Annotated in this window: 10 protein-coding genes and 1 tRNA gene; 8 read left to right on the top strand and 3 right to left on the bottom strand. The window is 68.3% G+C overall.

What is annotated here, in order from left to right:
- Positions 1 to 12: 12 nt before the first annotated feature.
- From C0R46_RS05620 to C0R46_RS05585, 8 genes are all read left to right on the top strand, one after another.
- On the top strand, positions 13 to 489 hold the full coding sequence (locus C0R46_RS05620; RefSeq protein WP_102958639.1) for a hypothetical protein: 477 nt from the start codon (positions 13 to 15) through the stop codon (positions 487 to 489).
- Between the two features lie 73 nt (positions 490 to 562).
- Entirely contained in the window at positions 563 to 7,663 is a 7,101-nt protein-coding gene (locus C0R46_RS05615) for a hypothetical protein (protein ID WP_102958638.1), read from the top strand.
- Positions 7,663 to 11,103 (top strand): class I SAM-dependent methyltransferase, encoded by a 3,441-nt coding sequence (locus C0R46_RS20925; RefSeq protein ID WP_198598252.1) that lies wholly within the window; start codon positions 7,663 to 7,665, stop codon positions 11,101 to 11,103. Before C0R46_RS05615 ends, C0R46_RS20925 begins: the two co-directional genes overlap by 1 nt.
- Positions 11,100 to 12,617, top strand: coding sequence for a glycosyltransferase family 2 protein (locus C0R46_RS05605; protein WP_102958637.1), 1,518 nt, complete (start codon positions 11,100 to 11,102; stop codon positions 12,615 to 12,617). The genes C0R46_RS20925 and C0R46_RS05605 overlap by 4 nt, the downstream gene beginning before the upstream one ends.
- Positions 12,610 to 13,056 (top strand): hypothetical protein, encoded by a 447-nt coding sequence (locus tag C0R46_RS05600; protein ID WP_157944563.1) that lies wholly within the window; start codon positions 12,610 to 12,612, stop codon positions 13,054 to 13,056. Before C0R46_RS05605 ends, C0R46_RS05600 begins: the two co-directional genes overlap by 8 nt.
- Positions 13,053 to 13,421: a hypothetical protein gene (locus tag C0R46_RS05595; protein WP_102958635.1), complete on the top strand. Its 369-nt coding sequence runs from the start codon at positions 13,053 to 13,055 to the stop codon at positions 13,419 to 13,421. Before C0R46_RS05600 ends, C0R46_RS05595 begins: the two co-directional genes overlap by 4 nt.
- Positions 13,418 to 14,068, top strand: a complete 651-nt coding sequence (locus C0R46_RS05590; protein ID WP_102958634.1) for a hypothetical protein — start codon at positions 13,418 to 13,420, stop codon at positions 14,066 to 14,068. The genes C0R46_RS05595 and C0R46_RS05590 overlap by 4 nt, the downstream gene beginning before the upstream one ends.
- Before the next feature lie 280 nt (positions 14,069 to 14,348).
- On the top strand, positions 14,349 to 15,338 hold the full coding sequence (locus C0R46_RS05585) for an alpha/beta hydrolase (protein ID WP_245413441.1): 990 nt from the start codon (positions 14,349 to 14,351) through the stop codon (positions 15,336 to 15,338).
- Between the two features lie 244 nt (positions 15,339 to 15,582).
- Here the strand turns inward: C0R46_RS05585 and C0R46_RS05580 are convergent.
- The 3 genes from C0R46_RS05580 to C0R46_RS05570 all read right to left on the bottom strand — a co-directional run bounded on the left by C0R46_RS05580 (position 15,583) and on the right by C0R46_RS05570 (position 18,576).
- Positions 15,583 to 15,659: transfer RNA gene (locus C0R46_RS05580), tRNA-Met, on the bottom strand.
- A gap of 497 nt (positions 15,660 to 16,156) precedes the next feature.
- Positions 16,157 to 16,756 (bottom strand): DUF2585 domain-containing protein, encoded by a 600-nt coding sequence (locus C0R46_RS05575; RefSeq protein WP_102959214.1) that lies wholly within the window; start codon positions 16,754 to 16,756, stop codon positions 16,157 to 16,159.
- 137 nt (positions 16,757 to 16,893) lie between these two features.
- Positions 16,894 to 18,576 (bottom strand): AMP-binding protein, encoded by a 1,683-nt coding sequence (locus C0R46_RS05570; protein WP_102958633.1) that lies wholly within the window; start codon positions 18,574 to 18,576, stop codon positions 16,894 to 16,896.
- Between the last annotated feature and the right edge of the window lie 255 nt (positions 18,577 to 18,831).

Raw genomic sequence — 18,831 nt, 5'->3', positions numbered from 1 at the left:
AGGAGAACGTCCATGGCCCTGCAGCCCGTCGCCACCTACGCCGCCACCGCTTCGCCGCCGAGCGGCACCAGCGTCTCGTTTCTCGCCAGCATCGACTTCAACGGCCAGACCGTCCCGATCAACACCGGCGACATCAGCAATGGTATCAAGAACCTTGTTTTCTCGCTGTCGAGCCCCGTCGACATCGGCTCGATCGCGAACTTCCTCAACTATCTCAACACGAACCTCGGCCTGCCGCTCAGCTGGCCCGAACTGGATGGCTATATCCAGCAGATCCCGGACGATCCGGCGTTCCTGGGTGACTTCAAGAATGCCATCGAGCAGATCGCGACCACCGACCTGATCATCACCGTCCTCAACATCAATGTCGCGGCCGGCACCTTCACGCTGGGTGTCTCCTTCCCGATCGACCTGCAGCTGACGAGCTTCCTGACGATCAACTCGATCGGCGTGCTCGTGAACAAGCCCGGCACCACGACGAGCCCCTGAACGCTCGCAGCGAGGCGAGGCCGCACGTCCCTGAAAGGACTGCGGCTGGAGGGACGCGTCAGGGGCTGGCGGAATGGCAGACGATATCGATGTAGTGCTGCAGGCGAGCGTCACCGTCTTCGGGTTCGAGGCGACGGTCGACCTGACGCTCGCCGGCGGCCCTTTCTCGATCAGGGTCGCCGCCGGCAAGCCTGTCAGCCTTGCAGACATCTGGCAGGACCTCAGCAACGCCATCGAGGATATCGCCGGCTTCGGGCTGCCGGACCTTGGCGCCTGGGCCAAGATCGCCGGCGCCGATACCGAGATCCAGCCGAGCCTGTGGCTCGGGCCATCCGGCTCGAACCCGAACGCGACGTCGGTGTATCTCGCGCTCGATCTCCTCGAGCCCATAAAGATCGGCGGCGAGATCGATCTTGGCGGCGGCGTCACCGTTTCGGTCACGCCGGACTTCTCCGTCCAGTCCCTCTATATCGGCTACGACGCGGCGGCCGGCGGCCTTGATCTGCGCGCCAAGGTCACGACGCCGACCGTCACGCCCGACGGCGGGCCTGGCGCGCCGAAGAGCCAGCTCGTCACCTATCCCTTCCCCGTGCCGGCGCAGGATTCGAGCGGCACCTTCCAGATCCACTATCTCGGCCTCGGCCAGCGGGTCGGGCCGACCGTCGCGGTCTCGGCCAATGACCCGATGACGGCGATCTTTGATCAGCTGGAAAGCGAGCTGAAGGGCGACGATCCTCGCACCGTGCTGACGACGCTGGCACAGAATTTCTACCAGCCCGACCGCGGCTGGTTCATCGCCGCCGACGTCGAGATGAAGGGCTTCCGCATCCGGGTGCTCTTCAACGATCCGGCCATGTACGGCCTTGAGATCACCGTCGCCGCGAACTCGCCGACGCCCTTTACCGGACTGCTCTTCGAGATCCTCTACCAGAAGCTGAGCCCGGATCTCGGCCTCTACTACGGCGCCCTGACGCTGCCGACGCTGATGCGTCGCATCCCGCTGGAAGGCTTCATCCTCATCCTGCCGGGCTTCCAGATCTGGGTCTACACGAACGGCGATTTTCGCATCAATGTCGGCTGGCCGCTCGGCGACAACTCGATCGGCATCTCCTTCGACATCCTGATCGGCCGCGCCGGCTTCTATTTCGCCAAGCTGCGCAGCGGCGACAATCCGGGCGCCCAGGCGAGCGTCGACTACAATCCGATCCTCGCCTTCGGCATGGGCGTCTCGCTGTCGGCAGGCTATGCGTTCAACGCCAGCATCTTCAGCGCCTCGATCAGCCTCTCCCTGTCGGCGACGTTCCAGGGCCTGCTCGCCTGGAAGGCGGGCAGTCAGGTCTATGCCCCGCCGGATCATTACTGGTTCGCCGCCACCGCCAGCCTGTCCGTGCTGATCCAGGGTTCGGTCGACTTCACCGTCATCCGCGCCTCCGTCACGATCAGCTTCACCGCCAATGTCGGCGTCGCCTTCGAGACCGGCTATGCGACGCTGGTCGCCGTCAATGCCGATGTCAGCGTGCGCGTCAGCGTGAAGGTGCTGTTCTTCACCATCCACCTAAGCTTCCACACCTCGGTCTCGAGCCAGTTCACCATCGGCAGTGGCCCGCAGGCGTCCATCGCCGGACCGCTGGCGCCGGGCCTTGCCATCGTCGGCGGCTTCGGCCTTCCGACACCCGCACAGCAAGGCGCGCTCGACCTCGCTGAGCGGCTGATCGCGCGGCGGCCCGCCGCCCGCTCGCGCCTGCAACGGCCGCGCCTGCGCACAGGGTCCTCCACAACGACCGCGATCCGGCCTGGCGTACCATTGCGGGCGAGTGGTCTCGGCGGCGGCACACCGGCCGTGATTCTGGTGGGCGAGCCGCCGGCCCTGGTCGAGCTGAGCTTCCTGCTGCAGCCAACAGCGACCTACGCCGCGGACGGCACGGCGGCCTTTGCGGTGATCGCCTCGCTGGTCACCGACTGCCCCGGCCCGGCCGGAAGCTCACCGGCCTCGCCCGCCGACACCTCCTTCGAACGGCTGATCCGCGCCATGGTGGCCTGGCTGCTCGACCTCGCGCCGAACGGCAAGCTGTCCGACCGCTTCGCCACAATCGTCGCGGCGCTCGGCAGTGGCGGTGCGGCGCCGCTCGGCGACTGGCCCGCCTTCGAGGCCGAGCTGCGCGATTTCCTCGCCAACGCCTGCAGCTTCACCATGACGGGCATCGACTCCACCGCAGGGAGCGACGGCGGCGCCGTCGCGGTGCTGCCGATGTTCGACACCCTGCGCATGAAGGCGCCGGACGGCACGATCGTCGACTTCGACAGCTTCAATCCCGCGCCGGCCGATTATCCAGAGGCGCTGACCCTCTACTTCCAGGATCTCCTGGCACTGGCGCCGCCCAGTGTCGCCGGCCGACGCGCGTCGACGGCCGACGGCGGCTCGCCGGGCGCACGCAGCGTCGCGACCTTCCTGTTCCTCGACTATTTCCTGATGCAGGCGCGCAACGCGGCCAACGCCCTGCTGAAGGCGGCGATCGACTACGAGAGGCAGCACCGGGACGCGCTGCTGGGGGCGGTCGATGCCGCCGATCATGCCGGCGCCGATCCGCTCCGCGTCGCCGATCTCGTCACCGGCTTCGTCGACCGGCTGACCGGCGATGACGAACTCGATGCCCTGCTCGATACATTCGATTACGCCTCGGCGGCCGGCATCGGATCGCGGTTCCTGCTTGGCGGGCTGCAGTTGCCGATCCCCGCCGACCTGCCGGCGACCTTGAGCCCCGCCACCATGGCCGGCGTGCCGACGGCGCCGCTCTTCACCCTCAGCGGCCAGCAATATGCCGCCGCGGCGGGCTCGACGGCCGCCGCGGTGCTGTCCGTCAACCCCGATACCAGCCTGCCGGCCATCCCGATCACCTTCGACGGCTCGCCGGGGGACAGCGCCACCGCCAGCATCCCGCTGCCCCCGACCGTGCCGCCCAGTCCCTCCCCGACCTGGGCCGGCGCCGTCTCGCCCGCCACCGGCATCAGCGGCGTCCTCGACATGGCCTGGCTGCCGGCGGTGACGGCGCAGCCGCTCTTCATCGCGCTGAAGAGCCAGCTCGGCTGGGACACTCCCGACGGCCCGGCGACGCTGCTGCCGCTGCCGGAGGCGCTGCAGACGATGCTGGCGGCACGCGGCGGCCTGTCGATTAGCGTGTCGACGCAAGCGCCGCCGGACGGCAACGGCGCAGCGGCGGCGTCCTCGCCCCCTGCTCCGCCCATCCTGGCTTCGGCCGCGCTGCAGATCCGCCTGTCGCTGTCGCAGGTGCCGGCGCAGGGCAGCGTTGGCGTCACGGCCTCCGGCTCGCCGGTCGTCGGCTCTCCCGGCGCCAATGCGGCGGCGAAATCCTACCTGCCGCATGTCTACCAGCTCGGCGGCACCGACGAGGCGACGCGCGACCTCATCCATGCCGCGCTCCTGGGCGACCTCTCCGGCGCCGGCATCTCGCTGCTCTACCCGGCTACGGTCGACACCTCGCCCGGCGGCACCAGTGCCTCGCCGGCACGCCCGCAGACGATCATGCGCTCCGTCGCGCTCTCGCCGGACACCCTGCTGGTGAAGACCAACCTGTCGACGCTGAACCAGGTCCCGGAGGCCGGGCGGCTGTTCATAGCACAGGCGCTCGCCAGCGCCTTCACCGAAACCGACATGGCTCCGGTGACAGACGCGCCGGGCTTCCTGCGGCTGATCTGGGAGCTCAGCGTCGTCAACGCGCCCGGCTACTTCCTTTATTACCGGGCCGCCGACGGCTCCGACCTGCCGGCTGCGCTCTTCGCCTCTGCCGGCGTCGCCGGCGGTCAGACGGCCGAGCTCGACATCCTCATCGAGTGGAAGGCCGCGGCGGCGCCGACGGCGATCCCCCGAGCGGCAAATGCGGTGGTCGTCGCCGGCGATCCCGCCGCGGGCGGCACGCTCTATGCGGGGATTGGCGATCCCGCCTCGGGCGCGCCGGTCGACGTCTACGCCCCGACCACCCCGGCCGGCGCGCTCGCCTTCGCCGTCACCTGGAACCGGCCCGGCGACGATGATCCGGTGCCGGTCGGCGAGCTCTACCACCTGCTGCAATATTCGATCGACGCGACGGGCGCCTATGAGGGCTCGGACTGGAGCCTGCCGATCGGTCCTGTTCAGAACGCCGTGCCGGCCTCGCTGCTGCGCGCGAGCGGCGGCGAGATCGACCATTACGTCCAGTCCGTGCCGGCGGCCGGCTTCCTGCGTAGCCCCTCCGGCCCCGCCAACCGCTACGGCATTGTCGACGCACCGCTGACGGTGGCGCTGCGCATCCTCGACATCTACGGCAACGCCCTGCCGGACACCCATTCGGCGACCCGTACGCCGCTCTACCAGGATCCGCTGGTGTCGCTGGGTGAATGGCCGGGGCTGATCGTCGGCTATCGCATCGTGGAAGGCGACGGTGCGGCAGCGCAGCTGGCCGTCGAGCTGCAATTCGATCCGGACACGATCGTGCCGCCTTCGGGATCGCCCGGCAGCGGCATCCCGCCGGCGAAGGCGCTGGATGCCTGGCAGACGGCGGCGGACCGCTACCGCCTGATCCTCGATCAGCTTACCGATCCGAACCTCTCCATCGCGGTGACCTGCAGCCTTGCCGGCGAGGCCCCTCTCGACGGAGCGGCGGCGGCGATCATCGAAGCGGCAGAGGCCATCACTGCGGCGATCGACGCGGCGCTGCCGCCGGTGGGGTCCTCGCCGCCGGCATCGCCGGACGTGCCGGTGGTTGAGCCGGTGACGCGGACGGTCACAGCGCCTGTCCCCTTCTCGGCCGTCGCCGCGCTCGACGAGCTGGTCGTGCCGCTCACCGTCACCGTCGCCTTCAGCCGCCCCTCGGATCTGGTCGATCCGGCAGCGCAGGAAACCATCCCGGCCGCGACGTCGGTCACCTACGCCGTGCATCCGGATCTCACGGGCGCCGGTGCCTCGCCCGGTTCGGCCGGCAACATCATGGCGTTCGCCGAGCTGCTCGAAAGCGCCTTTCAGGATTTCGACGGTGCCGGCGGCTGCCTGAAGCTGGCGCAGCGGGCCGGCGTCGCAACGGCAGCAGCCGGCGCCGTCCAGCCACTCTGGTGCCTGCGCTGGAGCGCGCAGAGCGGCGTCGCTGTCGCGTTTGGCGGCCAGCTCGTCTTTTTCGCGCTGGAGCCGCTCAGCACCAAGCCGGTCAGCGGCGAAGCCGCCGGCCAGACCTGGTCGAATGTCGATCTCGACGGCTGGGCCCGCGACTTCCTGACCGCTTTCGATGCGTTCCTCGCCCCGTCCTTCGCCGTCGCCATCGGCACCCTCGACCTTCAGAACGGCACGGGCCTGTTCGAGCAGCTCGTCGCGGTCAAGCAGCGGCTGGCGAAGGCGATCAGCCTCGGCCTGGCACCCCTCTTCGTCGAACAGGCCGGCCTCGGCGATCTCGACGCCGCACAGGATCGCTTCGAGCAGGCGATGCTGACGGCGCTCGCCAGCGCCTTCACCGTCACCACGATCATCCAGATCCCCGCCTCCGTCACGACGGCCGGGGGCTCCCCGGCGGCAAGTCCGGGTACCGCGCCGCGCCTTTATGGCGGCATCGGTTCGGCGGATGCGTCGCCTCTCGCTGGACGCTCCAGCCCCTATTCCTTGTCCGCCGGCAATCTCGACCTCGTCGCGGGCGAGGGATGGATGACGACGCTGCTCACCGTCGCCCAGGCGCAGATGCAGAGCGAGGTGACGCTGCCGCTCGACTACACCGCCAGCTACCTCCAACACGACTTCGAGCCGGACGAGGCCTATCTCGGCTACACGCCCTCGGCCTGGCTGAAATTCGCCCTGCCCGGCACGGCGCCGCTGCAGATGCCGATCACGCCGGCCGCCAGCCTGCCGGTGCCGCTGATCTTCGAGCCGACGACGCCGATCCTGTCGCTGCAGGCCGCGACCGCCGCGCCGCTCACCTCGCCGTCCGGCGGCGGCAATGCCGAAGCCGAGATCGCTGCGGCGATGCGCTGGATCTACACGGCCGAGCTGGCGCTTTCGCTGGCGGCGCAGGACACGCTCTATCTCGACGTCACCTACAATGCGCCGGGCACGCCGAAGGCTCGCCTGCTGCGCGATGGCGGCGATCCGCTTCAATCCTTGTTCGAAGCCCTTGCTGCCTTCCGCCTTTGGTACGCAGCCGCATCGGCCAGCCTCGGCAGCATCCCGGCCGCGGTCTTCCCAGTACGAAGCGCTTCGCCGGCCGCGACTTCTCCCGACACGCCGGGCGACCTAATCGAAGCGTTCCAGGAGCACGCACTGGCAGTCGCGGAGGCCTGGGAGGATTTTCATGCGCAGCGTCTGATGCTGCGCACCGTCACCGCCGATCCCTTCGTCGACCACTTCCGCTTCACGCAGCAGCCGTCCACGAGCGGTACAACGGGGACGCTGGTGACGCTGTCGGGCCGCAGCGACGCCGGCGGGCCGCCCTCCATCTGGCCGACGATCGTCACCGCCGACGGTCAGGTCTGGACACCCACAGGTAGCCCGATGGGCGGCGGATCGCCGGATGCCTGGTTCGAGGTCACGCACCTCTTCACCGTCCAGCCCAACCTCTCGCAGGTGAGCTTCGAGTTCGGCCCGCTCGACATCATGGAGCGGCAGAGCGCGACGAGCGCCGCCCGCATCGTGCGCAATGCGGGCCTCGTCGAAGACTTCACGACGAGCGATGCCTTCATCTACCGCACGCAGGAGGTGAGCTTTGCCTCCGCCATCATCCCGCTGGTCCATCGGCGCACGCTGCCACCGGTGACACCGGCTGCAAGCCTTGCCGCGACGCTTGCCGCCATCCTGACGCCGATCGAGTCCGTCGGCGGCGGGCTTGCCCCGACGATCAGCCTGTCCGCCACCTATGGCTACGCCGTGACGCCGGCCGGCAGCGTCCCGTTGATGGCGCAAACGGCGGTAACGCTGGTGAAGGGCATTGCCGTGACGAGCCCGGGCGGCCTTGGCGAGGCGACGGCGCGGACGCTGGCGACCTGGTTCAGCGCGGAACCACGCTCGACCCGTGCGGCGACTCTGACGCTGACGATTACCCTCTTCGGCACCGTCGACGGCGATTCACTGCCGCTCGTCCAGTTCGACGCGATCGTCATTCCGGTGGGAGACCTGCCGGACAGCTGGTGGTGGGGTGGACTGTGATGAGCGCTGTCCACCACGATGATCGAGCGCTGACCGAGGCTGCACGGCTGCCGCGCAATCTCGCCGGCTTCAAGGATGTCCATCGCGGCGAGACGATCATCGTCTGCGGCTGCGGCGCCTCCTTGCGCGATTTCCGGCAGCCGGAGCGTTTCGTCACCATCGGCGTCAACGATGTCGGCCGGCAGTTCACCCCGGACTACCTCCTCGTCATCAACACGCGCCACCAGTTCGCGGCCGGCCGCTTCGCTGCCGTCGAGGCGAGCCGCGCCAGAGCGGTGTTCACACAGCTCGATCTCGGCATCGGGCATCCCAATGTCGTGCGCTTCGCGCTCGGCAAGCGCGGCGGCACCGAATTCGGCAATCCCGCGGCGCTCAACTACACGCGCAACTCGCCCTATCCGGCCGTGTGCCTCGCCATCCACATGGGCGCGGCAAGGATCGGCCTCATCGGCGTCGACTTTGCCAATGATCATTTCTTCGGCGCCACCGGTCCGCATCCGCTCTCCCGCGAACTGCCGCAGATCGACGCCGAGTACCGCCGGCTCGGCGAAGCCTGTGCCCGGCTCGGCGTCGAGATCGTCAACTTGAGCGCGCGCAGCCGCCTCACCGCCTTTCCGAAGCTCTCGCTGGAGGCCTTCGATGCCGCGTCGCGCCGGCCGGCGTCGTCTCTGCGCATCGTCTCCTATGCCACGACACCGATTGCCGGCGTGCCGGCGATCCTCGGCCGCGCTATCGCTGAGAAGGCCAGCCATGCGGGCCGCGCCGTCTGGGCGCGCAACGGCTACGGCAATGGTGTCGTCTTCGACGGCGACGTCGAATACGAACGCGATCCACGGCAAGCGGCCGATCTCATCGAGGCTGCCGACGTTGTCGTCGTCCACAACGGCAAGGTCGATCCGCGCCATATCAGGCTGATCGACGAGAAGCCGGTCGTTACCCTGGCGCACAACTACATCTGGAACGTCGACCGGCGCTTCGTCGCGCAAGGCTTCCCCGGTCTCGTCGTCGGCCAGTACCAGGCGACGCTGCCGGAGTTCGCCGGCTGGGCGCCGGTGCCGAACCCGATGCTCCTCGACGCGGAAGACGGGACTGCCGAGGGCCTGGCACCAGGCGCCGGCCTGGTGACGATTGCCTACCTGCCCTCCGGCCGGCATGAGAGCTATCCCGCCGGCCACCGCCTGTTCTGGCACGCCAAGGGCTATCGTTCGACCATGGCGGTGCTGGACGCGCTGGCCGAAAGCCACGGCATCCGCCTGGAGGTCGTGCGCAGCGGCCAGGTCTCGCATCGGCAATCTCTGGCGATGAAGCGCCGCGCCCACATCGTCATCGACGAGTGCGTGACGGGCTCCTACCACCGCACCAGCCTCGAAGGCCTTGCAGCGGGCGCGGTCGTCGTCAACGGCATAGGCCGCCTGCCCGGCGTTTCGGAACTGCTGAAGCGCTGCGCCGGCGGCGCCGAGCGGATGCCTTTCGTCTCCGCCGGACTCGACACGCTGCACGACGTGCTTGTTGGGCTGATCGAACGCGGCCCGCAGGCGCTGGCCGAGGATGGCCGGCAGAACCGTCTCTGGATGGAGCAGCATTGGGATTTCGGCCGACAGTGGCCGGCCTTCTGGATGCCGGCGATCAGGCGAGCGATGGCGGTGCACGACGAGCGTCGCGGCGCACGGAGTGGGCGAGGCGGAGCGGACGAGGTTCTCAGGGCACGTCCGCCCGAATACAGCGGCTCGCTCGACAGCGGTGCGAGGCGCTCGGAAGCCGGTCCCGCGACGCCCGCCGCGACGCCCGCCGCTGTGGGGCCGGCCGACCACCTGCAGGCCGAGGCTACGGTTGCTGCCGCAGCAGCCACCGTGACCGCGGTCGTCCCTGTCAGTCCGACGACGGACCCCGAGGCCGTTGCAGCCGTGGTGGCATCGTTGCGGGCTCAGGGCTGCGCGGATGTGCTGGTGTCGGAGAGTGGGCACGCGCCGGCGCTGAAGGACGCCGCGACGAATGCGGGCGGCCGCCACGTGTTTGCGCCGACGAACGATGCGGACGTCTCGGGTCGCAACCGGGCGATCACCGTCGGCATCGGCTGTGCCCTCACCGACGTCATCCTCTGGTGCGATCCGGACATCCTGCTGCCACCTGGCTTCGTCGCCGCCGCAATGGCCGAGATGGAGGCACGGCGGCTCGATTATCTCGTGCCCTGGGCCGCCATGCGCCAGCTCGGCGAGGCCGACAGCCGCGCTGTGATCGAGGGCCGTGGCGATCCGGCGGCCTGTCCGCCGGTCCGCACGGTCTTCTCGCGCCACAGTGCGCATGAGGGCATCGGCCTCGTGCGGCGTGCCTTCGTCGAACGTCACGGCGGCCTGGCGCACGCCTTCCACGGCAGTGCCGCGGACTCAGCCTTCTTCCACAAGGCGACGCTGTTCGGCCGGGCCGCCGTCACCAACCGGAGCGGGCAGCTCGTCTACCGCCTTGCTAAACCGAGGCGCGACGCTGCCGGGGAGGACGCCGTGGCCGGAGAGGACGCCGTTGCCGGCACCTATGCGAATGCCGATGGTGCGCTCCTGCGCGAGGTCCGATCGATCGGCGCGCGCACCCGCTTCCTCCAGCGCTTCCCGGCGCCGACCCACCCGGCCGCGCCTTGGCCCGGCACGCTGCGCCTCGCCTGTCCGCCCGGCACCGAGATGCTGGGCCGCGCGCTGGCGGAGCGCTATGGCCCGGCCGTCATTCTCTGCGGGATCGACGAGGCGCCGGACCGGGTGCTGCCGGCCCAGGCCAGTCTCGGCAAATCCGGCGCGACATCCGCCGGTCTGGTCACGCCCGCCGCGGTTGTGGCTCTCGCCATCAGCCTGACGCTGCCGGAGCCGCAGCCGGACGCCGGGACGCCGCCTAGACCCGTTGCTCCGCCAGCGCCACGCGCGGCAGAGCCGGATATCATCGGGACGCCGCGCGCGGAACCGCTGGATGCCCGCGCCGCACCACCACGCCCAGCCGCGCCGCTGCGGCTCAATCTCGGCTGCAGCGATGCGTCAGTCCCCGGTTTCCTCAATGTCGACCGCGTCGAACTGCCGAATGTCGACTTCTTGGCGGACCTGTCGCAGCCCTGGCCCTGGGACGACGGCAGCGTCGAGGCGATCCGCGCCCACGACATCATCGAGCACCTTCCGGACAAGATCCACACCATGAACGAGATGTGGCGGGTGCTGCGGCCGGGCGGCCGGGCCGAGATCGTGGTGCCGACCACGGACGGCCCCGGCGCCTTCCAGGACCCGACGCATGTCTCCTTCTGGCACCGGCGGAGCTTTCTCTATTACGAGGCCGGCAATCCGTACCGGGAACGCTTTGCCGCGAGCTACGGCATCCGCGCCGCCTTCCGGATCGTGCGCGAGTCGGTGACCGCGACGATGGACGGCCCGAAGCTCACCATCGCGCTCGAGGCGGTGAAGCCATGAGCGAGCTGGCGCTCCGGCCGATGGATGCCGATCTCTCCGGCGATGCCGCACCATCGGCCAACGCAGCACCCTACGACGTGGTCATCCTCTCCGCGGACCCGGCCAATCTCGTCGCCTGCGTCGCGGCGGTATTGCGCGCCGAACCGGATCTCGACCCGTCCCACATCATCGTCGTCGACGACGGCGCACGAACCGGCGCGGAGCCGCATCTGCCGGCCGTGCGATGGGTGGATGGGGCAAAGCCCTTCATCTTCGCGCGCAACGCCAATCGCGGCATCGCCGCCTCGACGCGAGACGTCATCCTCCTCAACGATGACGCGCTTCTCCAGACAATCGGCGGGTTCGCAGCACTGGCACGGGCCGCGCGTTCTGAAATCTCCGGCCCCTCACAACCGCTCGGCGCCGTCGCGAGCGCCGTCAGCGGCCATGTCGGCAATCCGCGCCAGCGCCCTCTGCCGGGCGGCGGCCTGCGCGCCGAGCCGCGTCAGCTCTGCTTCGTCTGCGTCTACCTCCCGCGAGAGACGCTCGACGCGGTCGGCCCGCTCGACGAGCGCTTCGCCGGCTACGGCTTCGAGGACGACGATTACTGCGACCGCATCCGTGCCGCAGGCCTCAGCCTCGCCATCTCGGATGCCTGCATCGTCGATCATTCCCGCCGCCAGGCCTCCAGCTTCCGGACGCGGCGCGACTTCGCCGTCCTGACGGCGCGCAACCAGCGGCTCTACCGGGACAAGCAGGCACGGCCGACAGCACCGGTCGAAGCGGGCGGTGCAGCCGATCCGGCGCCGCGCCTCATGCCGCAGCCGGATGTCCTCTGCGCCCTGCGCGTGCGCAACGAGGCCGCCCATATCGGCGAGGTCATCGAAAGCGTGCTGCCGCTCTGCCGGCGCGTCTTGCTCTTCGACGACCATTCCGACGATGCGACGATCTCGATCGCGGCGGGCTTCGGTGACGCGGTGACGGTCATCCCCTCGCCCTTCGAGGGTCTCGACGAGGCTCGCGACAAGAACCACCTTCTTGCCGCCATCACGGCGGCGGCGCCCGACTGGGTGCTGTGGATCGACGGCGACGAGGTGCTGGAGCGGCAGGGGCCGGCGCGCCTGCGTCCGTTGCTGTCGGCGCCCCGCGGCCCGGCCGTCTATTCGCTGCAGATCGCTTATGTCTGGGACGACCCGGCGCAGATCCGGATCGACGGCTTGTTCGGCCGCTTCCACCGTCCGTCGCTGTTCCGCCTGCGGGGACAGGACCCGCGCCGCCTGCGCTTTCCGCGCACGGGCCCCGGCAATCTCCATTGCGGCAATGTCCCGCGCGGGATCATCGGGGCGAGCGCCGCAGCACCCGTCCGGCTGAAGCATTACGGCTATCTCACGGCCGAGCAGCGGCAGCGCAAATACGAGTGGTACAACAGGGTCGATCCCGGCAACCGCGCCGAGGACGAGTATCGCCATCTCATCGCCATCCCCGGCGCCCGCCATGCGCCGGGCCCCCCTGTTCTGGTGCCCTGGGATGGGTGAACCGACGCTACCCCCGCCGGTCTCTGCGAGCGGGCCCGGAGCCGCCCGCCTCGGCACAACCGCCGGCGGACGGGTGCTCCTCTTCAACGCGACGGCGAGCACGATCACCAGCGTCGGAGTGGCTCCAACCAGTGTGACGGCCGGGCCGATCTCGCCGATGACGCTGTTTCCCGCCACGCAGCCAAGCGGCACATCGCCGATGAGCGGCTGCAGCTTTCCCCTGCCCGCCGGGGGCACCTTCACCGTCACGGTCGACTTCGACAGCGGCGACTCCGTCACGGCCACCGTCGGCACCACCAGCACGGCGACGCCGGCGATCTACATCACCGCCTTTCTCAACGGCCTCGTCGTGGCCAAGCCCGACGGTTCCGCCACCAGCATCACCTTCACCCGCAGCCTGGCCCTCATCAGGGGCAGTGATGAGGAGGACGCACCATGATGATCGCCGTGACGCTCTTCAACGCGAACATCCTCAACGTCACGGTGGTGGTGAACGAGGCGGCCTCGCCCTCGATCTGGATCGGCGGCACCAACGCGGCCCTTAGCTGGCAGCCGCAGACCGTCATCGGCATGGTTCAGCTGAACCTGGCTGGGCCGCCAGGCCCCGGCATCCTCGCCGTCGGCCCGAACACGCTGACCGTCACGCCCGACGGCGTCATCACACCGACGGCGATCCCGCTGGACATCCCGGGCAACGTCCAATGGATCACAGCCCAGCTCTACGTCTTCTACGGCACGCTGAGCACGGCACAGTGCGTGATGCTGAACGACGGCCAGTATGTCACCGGCAGCCTCAGCGCGTGACCGCGACCGGGCGTCCGCTCTTCGTCAGCTTCCACACCGGCGGCAGCTACTACGGCCCTGCCGCGGCGGCGCTGGAGAGGCGCTGCGCCGCGCTCGGCTTGCCCCTTCTCATGCTGCAGCGGCCGGATAGCGGCGCCTACTGGCGCAACACGCTGATGAAGCCGGGCATCATCCTCGAGACGATGAAGGCCCGGCAGTGCGATCTCATCTGGATCGACGCGGACACGGACCTCCACGGCGATCATCCCGCCTTCCAGCGGCTCGATGCGGATATCATGGCCGCCAGCCACTCCGGCGATCTCACCGGCATCAAGGCCTCGCCGCTCGGCTTGGCCTTCAATTCGCGCAGCCTCGCCTTTGTCGGGGCCTGGGCCGCGCTGTGCCAGATGCGCATCGATGGCGAGACGATCGATCTCGACCATGACATCCTGAAATATGAGGTTCTGCCGGCCTTCGGCGGCCGGATATCGCTGCGGCTGATGCAGGACGCGGCAGGGCTCCGCAGCTTCAGCGAAGGCAAGGTCCTGACCAACGGCCTCTCCCGCAAGCCAGTCTCGACCCTGCAGGCCGTGACGGCCCGCAACAGCAAACGGTCGATGCGTTTCGATAGCCTATGCCTGTCGGACTTCGCCGCTCAGCCGCATTGAAACGCATCGGCCGGCCGACGTCGCAGCTCTGCCCCCTCGTCAGACGGGTCGTGACGCAGCCCGTTTGCTGCCGGACGCAACGGCACAACATCGGGCGTGAGACGCACGACTGATGCACAACGCGCAATAAACGGACGGAAATTTGCATTTCTCTAAAGGATGTGCGGCTGCGACACAGACGCGGCAAGGCGGCCGTGGAGGCGGCCGATGACTTCAGGAGGATCGTTTGAGACATTGGATCGTGGCGGCCGGACTGGCCGCAGGCTTAGGTGGAGCCACCTTGATATCCGCAGCGCAGGCGGCGGAGCCGATCACGCTGAAGGAGATGGGCTCCTTTCATGTCGGCGGAAAGCTGGTCGAGATCAGCGGCAAGCCGGTGAAAGAGGTGGCACTGACGCCGGGCGGCGTGCCGGCGAAGATCGACCCGAACGGCACCTACCAGACGGGTCAGATGTACGTGCAGTACTTCATCCCGCAGGATCAGCACGGTGCCTATCCCCTGCTGATGTGGCACGGCGGCGGTCTGACCGGCGTCACCTACGAGACGACGCCCGACGGCCGTGAGGGCTGGCTGAACTACTTCCTTCATCGCGGCTGGGCCGTCTACAACTCTGACGCCGTCGAGCGCGGGCGCGCCGGCTGGTCGCAATATCCCGACATCTACAAGAGCGAGCCGGTCTTCCTGACCAACGCCAACCCGTGGGAGCGCTTCCGCATCGGCGATGGCGCAGGCTCCTTCTCCGCCGATCCGGCCAAGCGCAAGCTTCTCCCCGGCAGCCAGTTCCCGGCCGAGGCCTATGACCAGTTCTTCAAGCAGAACGTCCCGCGCTGGACGACCAACAACGAGGCGACGCTCGGCGCCTACAGCGCCGAGATCGAGAAGGTCTGCCCCTGCGTGATCATGGTGCACAGCCAGGCTGGTGAGTTCGGCTTCGAGATGGCGCAGAAGCATCCCGATCTGGTGAAGGCGCTGATCGCCGTCGAGCCGGCCGCGGTTCCCAAGGTGCAGGCGCCTGACAAGCTGGCCAACACGCCGGTGCTGATGATCTATGGCGACTATATCGAAGGCGACAAGCGCTGGCCGACCATGCGCCAGCGAGGCACCGACTTCGCGCAGGCGATCCGCGACGCCGGCGGCACGGTCGACGTCGTCAACCTTCCGGAGAAGGGGATCAAGGGCAACAGCCACATGATCATGATGGACAAGAACAGCGATCAGGTCGCTGGCCTGATCCAGGAATGGCTGGCGGACAAGAAGCTCTACAAGTAGCACGCGCCGAGGAGAGGGCCGGCAACGCCCCTCTCCTCGAGCCCAGTCCAGCGATTTGTCCGCGCTTGGCTGCGAGGAAAGCTTGCAGACCGCCGGAGAGGGCCGAACCCGGCGCTGGATGCGCTTCGAACGAGCGGACCGGCAAAGCATGACCTTCGACACGAACGCCGGCGAACGACGCCAGGCACTTGGCCGGATATCACGATAGTGACTTCACGAGGGGATTTTACCAGAAAAGGGCGGTTGGTTGCGGGGACAGGATTTGAACCTGTGACCTTCAGGTTATGAGCCTGACGAGCTACCGGGCTGCTCCACCCCGCGCCACCGCCAGAGCGCTTCGCTGCGCCGCTGGTGAGGTCGATATAGTCGAAGGCGACAGAGATGTGAAGAGGGAAGCGGCGGAAAAGCCGAACGAATTTCCCTGCGGCGCGCGATGTGTGCGTCACGGCCGGCAAGGCATGGCTGAAAACCAACATAGCGGCATCATCATACGCCGCAATAGCGTGTTTCGCGGGCAGTTCGGCTCAGCCAGGCGGCCTGTACGGCGAGGCAGGCGCGGCGCTGCGCGGCAGCCGTCGTCACGCCAAACGCCCTGTTTGGTATGGACTAAGACCACGGCGCGGCCCGCGACATCGAGAATACTCGCCCAGCGTCTTGAAATCTGATTCGCACTCGACCGGATTGCGCGCCGCGGCCGCTCCTGCCCCGGCACTGCCAATTGCATCGCCGCGCTGTCACGCCGTCGCGATGATCCGGCACAAGGATGACGGCAGGCGCCTCCTCGGCGCCTTGCAACCCCGCCCCTCACGCGCCTTCGATCACGCTCCGCCCTGCCAGTCGCGCACCGCCTGCAGCGGCCACAGCAGCATCAGGACGTTGAGCGTGAGATTATCCCGGATCAGGACGGCGGTGAGAACTTCGAAGAACAGGGCGATCGCCACCGTCAGCCAGACCGGCAGCCGCGACGCCAACAGGAAGCCGATCACCATCATGGTGATGTCGCTGACCGAGTTGATGACGCTGTCGCCGTAATAGTCGAGCGAGATCGTCGTCTCGCGGTAGCGCTGGATGACGAAGTCGCTGTTCTCGACGATCTCCCAGGCGACTTCGACGATCGTCGCGAGAATCAGCCTCAGGCCGAGTGACGAGCGCCGCAGCACCAGCCAGAGCGCGCCGAAGAACAGGAAGCCGTGGATCAGATGCGAGGGCGTGTACCAGTCGCTCAAGTGCTGCGAGTTCTCGGAGCTGACGACGACGCCATGCCACAGCTTGATCGTGCCGCATTTGCAGATGGGCTCGCGGCCCATGGAGAGCAGGATGATGGCCGCCGCCGCAATGATGGCGAGCGTGGCCAGCGCAGCCGCCGCACTGATGCGGCGCGATGAGGAGCGTGTCGGCGCGGCTGGTGAAACTGTCATGAGGCGCCCCTTCGGCTGGTTCCGCGCCGGCATCGCGCCGGACCGGTCCGGTCGGCTCGTAGCCTGCCCGGCGTGGCGGCGCCAGACGAAGCGGCGTTGACAGGCATCAAGGCAGGCCGCGGAAACACCTGTCGCACTCAGGCCGTGTCGGCACCCTCCCGCAACTCGCGGCGGAGCACCTTGCCGACGGCGCTCTTGGGAAGCTCCTTGCGGAACTCGATCTCGCGCGGGCGCTTGTAGCCGGTCAGCCGCTCGCGGCAGTAAGCCTTCACGTCGTCGGCGGTGATGGATGCGTCCTTCGCCACCACGAACAGCTTGACCATCTCGCCGCATTCGGCGTTCGGCACCCCGATGGCGGCCGCGTCGACGATGCCGGGCATCGCCGTCACCACCGCCTCGATCTCGTTGGGATAGACGTTGAAGCCGGAGACGTTGATCATGTCCTTCTTGCGGTCGACGATGCGGGTGAAGCCGTCCGCGTCCATGATGCCGATGTCGCCGGTGCGCAGGAACCCGTCCGCCGTCATCGCCGCGGCGGTCTCATCGGGGCGGTTCCAGTAGCCGCGCATGACCTGCGGCCCGCGGATCGCGATCTCGCCTTCGGCACCGGTGCCGAGGTCGCGGCCATACCCGTCGATGATGCGCAGCTCCGTCGAGGTCAGCGGCAGCCCGATCGTTCCGATCCGGCCCTCGCCGGCGCAGGGGTTGCAGCTCGCCGAGGGCGAGGTCTCCGACAGGCCGTAGCCTTCGACGATCGTGCTGCCGGTCACCCGCTTCCAGAGCTCGGCGACTGCCGGCTGCACCGGCATGCCGCCGCCGACGGAGAGCTTCAGCGACGACCAGTCGATCTTGTCGGCGTCCGGATGGCGCGCGATTGCGGCAAACAGGGTCGCGACCGCCGGGAAGGAGTGGAAGCGATGCTTCGCCAGCTCCTTCAGCACGGCCGGGATGTCGCGCGGATTGGGAATCAGGATGTTGCAGCTCCCGGCGCGCATCGCCATCATCATGTTCACGGTGAAACCGAAGATGTGGTAGAGCGGCAGCGCGCAGACCATCAGCTGCTGCTCGTTTGCCGGGATCAGCCGCGTCGCCGGCGAGTACCAGAGCTGCGACTGCAGGACGTTGGCGACGATATTGCGATGGGTCAGCGTGGCGCCCTTGGCGACACCCGTCGTGCCGCCGGTATATTGCAGCAGCGCCACGTCATCGAGGGTGATCGAGACCGGCTGGAACACCCGCCTCTTGCCGATCTTCATCGCCGCCTTGAAGCTGGTCGCCTTCGGAAGGCTGTAGGCGGGCACCAGCTTCTTGACGTAGCGCAGCACGAAATTGACGACGGCGCCTTTCAGCGGCGGCAGCATGTCGCCCATGCGGGTTACGACGACATGCTCGACCGGCGTGCGGTCGATACAGGCCGCGACGGTCTTTGCCATGTTCTCCAGGACGATCAGCACGCGTGCGCCCGAATCGGCCAGCTGATGCTCGAGCTCCCGCGGCGTGTAGAGCGGGTTGACGTTGACCACCACGAGGCCGGCGCGCACGACCGCGGCGACAGCCACCGGATACTGGAAACTGTTCGGCATCATCAGTGCGACACGGTCGCCTTTGGCAAGGCCGAGCGACTGAAGATAGGCCGCGAATCTGCGGGAGGCGGCATCGATCTCGGCAAAGCGCATGGTCGAGCCGAGGAAGTGGAAGGCCGGCAGCGTCGCATGCTGCGCGAAGGCTTCGTCGAGCAGAGCGGCGAGCGAGGTGTAGGAATGCGCCGGAAGCTCGGCGGGAATGCCATCCGGGTAATGTTGCAGCCAGGGTCGTTGCATGAAGATCCTCCCGGTGCCACGCTATATGAGGCCAGGGACAAACGGAATGCAGTGCCGCCGGATGAGGGGTGACCGCCTCCTCGTCAATCCTGCTGGACGCGATGCTTGGCACATATGGCGGTTCTCTCGATTGCGCCGCGGCCGAAAACCTTATCCCCGCCCTGGTCGCCCGGCCCTATCCTCCGTGTCACCGCCGGCCCATTCGGATGGGCGCGAATGATCACCGGGATCACTCGAAGGGCTGGCGGGCGGTGT

The sequence above is a fragment of the Mangrovicella endophytica genome (genome assembly GCF_002893625.1).
Taxonomy (GTDB): domain Bacteria; phylum Pseudomonadota; class Alphaproteobacteria; order Rhizobiales; family Rhizobiaceae; genus Mangrovicella; species Mangrovicella endophytica.
Note: the sequence above shows the minus strand (reverse complement) of the source record. Positions and strands in the feature narration are given on the sequence as shown.

Excerpts from the sequence above, each read along its gene's own strand:
- C0R46_RS05600 (WP_157944563.1), top strand. The coding sequence starts at position 12,610 with ATGGGTGAACCGACGCTACCCCCGCCGGTCTCTGCGAGCGGGCCCGGA.
- C0R46_RS20925 (WP_198598252.1), top strand. The coding sequence starts at position 7,663 with ATGAGCGCTGTCCACCACGATGATCGAGCGCTGACCGAGGCTGCACGG.
- C0R46_RS05620 (WP_102958639.1), top strand. The coding sequence starts at position 13 with ATGGCCCTGCAGCCCGTCGCCACCTACGCCGCCACCGCTTCGCCGCCG.
- C0R46_RS05575 (WP_102959214.1), bottom strand. The coding sequence starts at position 16,756 with ATGACAGTTTCACCAGCCGCGCCGACACGCTCCTCATCGCGCCGCATC.
- C0R46_RS05570 (WP_102958633.1), bottom strand. The coding sequence starts at position 18,576 with ATGCAACGACCCTGGCTGCAACATTACCCGGATGGCATTCCCGCCGAG.
- C0R46_RS05615 (WP_102958638.1), top strand. The coding sequence starts at position 563 with ATGGCAGACGATATCGATGTAGTGCTGCAGGCGAGCGTCACCGTCTTC.
- C0R46_RS05605 (WP_102958637.1), top strand. The coding sequence starts at position 11,100 with ATGAGCGAGCTGGCGCTCCGGCCGATGGATGCCGATCTCTCCGGCGAT.
- C0R46_RS05595 (WP_102958635.1), top strand. The coding sequence starts at position 13,053 with ATGATGATCGCCGTGACGCTCTTCAACGCGAACATCCTCAACGTCACG.